This window comes from Cellulomonas pasadenensis (assembly GCF_047229365.1).
Taxonomy (GTDB): domain Bacteria; phylum Actinomycetota; class Actinomycetes; order Actinomycetales; family Cellulomonadaceae; genus Cellulomonas.
In genome coordinates this window covers 1-4,972 of the sequence record NZ_JBFTEP010000192.1, presented here as the reverse complement: position 1 = coordinate 4,972, position 4,972 = coordinate 1, and the positions used below count along the sequence as shown (strand labels likewise).

Sequence of the window (4,972 nt, the reverse complement as noted above, 5' to 3'; positions counted from 1 at the left end):
CCGGGGGGGGCCGGGGTCGCGGGCGCGGCGCCCCCGCCGGGCGCGGATCCGGTCGACGCGGCATGATCGGTCGCGGGCGCGGCGTCCGTGCGGGGTGCCGCACCGGACGACGAGCCCTCGGGGGCGCTCGGCACCCGGGGCGCGGGCACGCCCGCCGGCTCGGCGCCGCGTGCGCCGTCGGGCGCGTCGGTGCGCGCGCCGGGCTCGTCCCGGTCGTCCGTCGCCCCGCCGGCCGTCGTGCCGCGTTCGGTCCCGTGCGTCATCGATCCCCCGTCTGCTCCCTGCAGCGCGCAGACCGCGCCCGGGCGAGTCTACGGGGCGCGACCACCCTCCGGGTGCGCTCCCCCGCGGCGACCGCGAGGATCACCCGCTCCCGCCGCACGGGGCGGCGGGGTCGCCGACCGACGTCAGCGGACGCCGCGCACCCGTCCGCGCAGGTGGACGAGGCCGCCCGCGGCGGCGGCACCCTGCGCGACGGCGAGCACGCTGCCGACGACGACGTCGTGGTCGCCCGCCGGGTGCACGGCGGTCGTGCGGCAGTCGAACCACGCCGCGGCGCCGGCCACCCACGGCGCCCCGGACAGGGGGGCCGCCGTGTGCGGCACGCGGTCGAGCTGGCCCACCGCGGGCCGGCCCGGCGAGGCGAGCCAGTCCGCCACGTCCGCCTGGTCGTCGGCGAGGACGCTCACGGCCCACCCGTCGACCTCGTCGAGCACGTCGCGCAGGCGCGAGTCGGTGTGCACGGAGAACAGCAGCAGCGGCGGGTCGAGCGACACCGACGCCACCGAGTTCACCGTGGTGGCGTGGGCGACGCCACGTCGGACCACGGTGACCACCGCGACACCGGCGGGGAGGCGGCCCACCGCCGCCCGGAACGCGTCCTCGTCGACCGGCGCGGTCCCCGGCACGGTCACGGGAGCGGCTGCTCGGTCCCGGCGCCGGCGGCGTTGCCGGCCGGGGCGTCCGGCCCGTCCGGTCCGGCGGCGACGTCCGTCACCCAGCGGCGCGGGACGACGGCGACGGCGACGACGGCCACCGCGGCGCCACCGAGCCAGCCGATGCCCCACAGGTCCGTGCCCGGCACGAGCACGTCGCCGCCGGGCCCCTCGCCGGCGAGCAGCGTCACGGACAGGAACAGCCCGCCCACCGCCCCGACGTACGTGACCCAGCCGCCCCACGCGCGCGCCGTGAGCAGGGCGACGAGGACGAGCAGCACGCACAGCAGCAGGCCCCACGGGCGCACGGCGCGGTGCATCAGGGTGCCGAGCACGCCGACGACCAGGCCGAGCACGAACGTGGCGGCACCGCGGCCGAGGAGCGCGGTCGAGAGCGGCTGCACGGGCGTCACGCTACCGGCCGCACACCGGCCGGCCACGCGAGGAGGGCCTGCTCGGCGCGCAGGCTGCCCGGCGCGTACCGGTACGCCTCGACGGGCAGCACCGGCGCGAGGACGCGGTTGCTCAGCGCGTAGCACGCGAGCAGCGCGGGGTCGCCGTCGACGGCGCGGACGGCCTGCACCTGGGTGGCGTGCGCGCGCAGCGCCGCGAGCAGGCGGTCGCGCACGGGCGCCACGTCGACCACGACGTCGAGCTCGTCGTCCAGCACGGCGACGGACGCCGGCTCGGCGGCCGGGTCGGGGAGCTCGAGCGTCTCGACGGTGGGGCCGAGCGCGGCGAGCACGGCGTCACCGGCCAGCGCGACGTGCGCCCGCCGCAGCGTGGTGCGACCCTGCGCCGCCCACAGCGCGACCGGCACGGCGTGCGCCGGCCCGACGTCGTCCGCCTCGCGCGCCGCCAGCTCGAGCGCCAGCTGCGTCACCTCGTGCGCGCGCACGTGGTCGGGGTGGCCGTAGCCGCCGCCCGGCTCGTACGTGACGACGACGTCCGGCCGGCGGCTGCGCAGCACGCGCGCGAGCGCGTCGGCGGCGTCCTCGAGGGACGCGACGACGAACGCCGCCGGCGGGACGTCCTCGAGCGCACCGGCACGCGTCGCGCCGACCCACGCCATGCCGGAGTCCTCGTACCGCGTGCCGTGGCCGGCGACCTCGTCGAGGAACCCGTGGTCGGTCACGCCGAGGGCGGCGAGGGCGCCGGCGAGCTCGCCGACGCGGTGCTCGGCGAGCGCCGGACCGTCGCCCTCGAGGTGGGCCCACCGGCGGCCGATGACCTCGCCGCGCTCGCCGCGCGTCGCCGTCACGACGGTGACCGGCCGGCCGGCCGCCGCCCACGTCGCGAGCAGCGCGCCGGTCGCCAGCGACTCGTCGTCGGGGTGCGCGTGGACGGCGAGCAGGCCGCCGGTGGGCGCGGTCGTCACGCGCGCTTGTTGCGCGCGGTCTGCCGGGCCCGCTCGGTCTGGTCGAGCACGACCTTGCGGATGCGCACGACCTCGGGGGTGACCTCGACGCACTCGTCCTCGCGCGCGAACTCGAGGGACTCCTCCAGCGTGAGCTTGCGCGGCGGCACCAGGTTCTCGAACGACTCCGCCGTGGACGAGCGGATGTTGTTGAGCTTCTTCTCCTTGGTGATGTTCACGTCCATGTCCTCGTTGCGCGCGTTCTCGCCGACGACCATGCCCTCGTACACCTCGGAGGTCGGGTCGACGAAGAACGTGCCGCGCTCCTGGAGGTTGAGCATGGCGAACGGCGTCGCGACGCCCGCGCGGTCCGCGACGAGGGAGCCGTTGAGGCGGGTCTCGATCGGGCCCGCCCACGGCTCGAAGCCCTCGGCGATCGACGACGCGATGCCGGTGCCGCGCGTGTCGGTGAGGAAGCGCGTGCGGAAGCCGATGAGGCCGCGCGCGGGCACGACGAACTCCATGCGCACCCAGCCGGTGCCGTGGTTGCTCATCGTCTCCATGCGCCCCTTGCGCTGCGCGAGCAGCTGCGTCACGGCGCCGAGGTACTCCTCGGGGACGTCGATGGTCATGCGCTCCGTCGGCTCGAGCACCTGGCCGTCGACCTTCTTCGTGACGACCTGCGGCTTGCCGACCGTGAGCTCGAAGCCCTCGCGGCGCATCTGCTCGACGAGGATCGCCAGGGCGAGCTCGCCGCGGCCCTGCACCTCCCACGCGTCGGGACGCTCGGTGGGCAGCACGCGCAGTGACACGTTGCCGATGAGCTCGCGGTCGAGGCGGTCCTTGACCTGGCGCGCCGTGACCTTGTGGCCCTTGCCGCCCTTGCCGGCGAGCGGGCTCGTGTTGATGCCGATCGTCATCGAGATCGCCGGGTCGTCGACCGTGATGAGGGGCAGCGGCCGCGGGTCGTCCGGGTCCGTGAGCGTCTCGCCGATCGTGATGTCCTCGATGCCGGCGACGGCGACGATGTCGCCGGGACCCGCCGCGTCGGTGGGGACGCGGTCGAGCGCCTTGGTCTCGAGCAGCTCCGTGATGCGCACGTTCTGCAGCGTGCCGTCGTGCCGCGCCCACGCGACCGTCTGGCCCTTGCGCAGGGTGCCGTTGTGGATGCGGAGCAGCGCGAGGCGACCGAGGAACGGCGACGCGTCGAGGTTGGTCACGTGCGCCTGCAGCGGCGCGGACGGGTCGTACGACGGCGCCGGGATCTTCTCGAGGATCGTCGCGAACAGCGGCTCGAGGTCCGGGCTGTCGGGCAGGCCGCCGTCGGCGGGCTGCTCGATCGACGCCTTGCCGACCTTCGCGGCCGCGTAGACGACCGGCACGTCGAGGATCGCGTCGAGGTCGAGGTCCGGGACCTCCTCGTGCAGGTCGGACGCGAGACCGAGCAGCAGGTCCGTCGCCTCGTGGACGACCTCGTCGATGCGCGCGTCGGGGCGGTCCACCTTGTTCACGACGAGGATGACCGGCAGCTTCGCGGCGAGGGCCTTGCGCAGCACGAAGCGCGTCTGCGGGAGCGGACCCTCCGACGCGTCGACGAGGAGGACGACGCCGTCGACCATCGACAGGCCGCGCTCGACCTCGCCGCCGAAGTCGGCGTGGCCCGGGGTGTCGATGACGTTGATCGTCACGCCGCCGGGCTGGCCCGCCGCGGCCGCCGCCGGGCCGGCGTACCGGACGGCGGTGTTCTTCGCGAGGATCGTGATGCCCTTCTCGCGCTCGAGGTCGCCCGAGTCCATGGCGCGCTCGTCGACGTGGTCGTGCGCGCCGAACGCGCCCGACTGGTGGAGCATCGCGTCGACGAGGGTGGTCTTGCCGTGGTCGACGTGCGCGACGATCGCGACGTTGCGCAGGTCGTGACGCACGGCGGCGGCCTGGTCGGTTGCGGGCATGCGGGGACTCATCTCACCGAGGAAGAGGGGGATGCGCCGACGGCGGCGCGCACCCATCTTACCGGAGCACCCCAGACCGGCGACGGTGACGCCCGTCTCCTCGGTGCGCGCCCCGGCGCTCCCCGGTGCTGCCCTCCTCTCCTGCCCGCGTGCCCTCCCCCGCGCTCAGTCGTCCGCGCGCGCCCAGTCCCACCAGGAGGTGAGGTCCGCGCGCGCCGGCGCGAGCACCTCGACGCCCGTGACGACCGGCAGCCCCGCGTCGTCCTCGGCGTCCCGCTCGGCGGTCAGCGTCAGGGCGGGCGTGCGCACGAGCGGCAGCACCGCGCCGGCCGCGACGAGGTCGCCCGACGTCTGCGTGAGCAGCCCCGGGACGGCGGCCGCGTCCACCGTGCCGGCGAGCGTGTCGAGCACCGCGTCGAGCGCGGGGTCGGCGTGCCCGCTGACGTTCGCCGGGCCGTCACCCCGCCAGCGCGCGACCCACGACGCGACCGGCAGGTCGCCCTGGACCACCGGCACGAGGGCCGCGTCCCACGCCGCCCCCTCGGTGCGCAGGCCGTGCACCGGGTCGTCGACGTCCGCCGGCACGACCTCGAGGCCCGCGTCGGCAGCGGCCGCCGTCAGCAGCTGGAGGGCCCGCGCGCGGACCGGGTCGTCGGTCGCCGCGAGCACCCGGACGGGGACCGGGGCGGCGTCGGGCTCCCGGTCCGGCGTCGGGGGCAGCGCCGCCGCCA

5 protein-coding genes and 1 pseudogene are annotated in these 4,972 nt (G+C 76.5%); all 6 read right to left on the bottom strand.

The genetic code is table 11. The annotated features are described in order from the left end of the window. A pseudogene (locus AB6N23_RS17230) lies at window positions 1-263 on the bottom strand (hypothetical protein); the annotation flags it as partial. Window positions 264-407: 144 nt separating this feature from the next. Further along, entirely contained in the window at window positions 408-914 is a 507-nt protein-coding gene (locus AB6N23_RS17225) for a flavin reductase family protein (protein ID WP_412867199.1), read from the bottom strand. Continuing rightward, window positions 911-1,339 carry a hypothetical protein gene (locus AB6N23_RS17220; protein WP_412867198.1) on the bottom strand — a complete coding sequence of 143 codons (429 nt, stop codon included), beginning with the start codon at window positions 1,337-1,339 and terminating at the stop codon, window positions 911-913. The genes AB6N23_RS17225 and AB6N23_RS17220 overlap by 4 nt, the downstream gene beginning before the upstream one ends. Window positions 1,340-1,344: 5 nt before the next feature. Further along, on the bottom strand, window positions 1,345-2,313 hold the full coding sequence (locus AB6N23_RS17215; RefSeq protein WP_412867197.1) for a PIG-L family deacetylase: 969 nt from the start codon (window positions 2,311-2,313) through the stop codon (window positions 1,345-1,347). Continuing rightward, the gene (gene typA / locus AB6N23_RS17210; RefSeq protein ID WP_412867196.1) at window positions 2,310-4,241 is read right to left on the bottom strand and encodes a translational GTPase TypA; all 1,932 of its coding nucleotides are present in this window, start codon (window positions 4,239-4,241) and stop codon (window positions 2,310-2,312) included. Before typA ends, AB6N23_RS17215 begins: the two co-directional genes overlap by 4 nt. 165 nt (window positions 4,242-4,406) lie before the next feature. Continuing rightward, window positions 4,407-4,972: periplasmic substrate-binding domain-containing protein (locus tag AB6N23_RS17205; RefSeq protein ID WP_412867195.1), on the bottom strand; the 566-nt coding region annotated here is incomplete at its 5' end.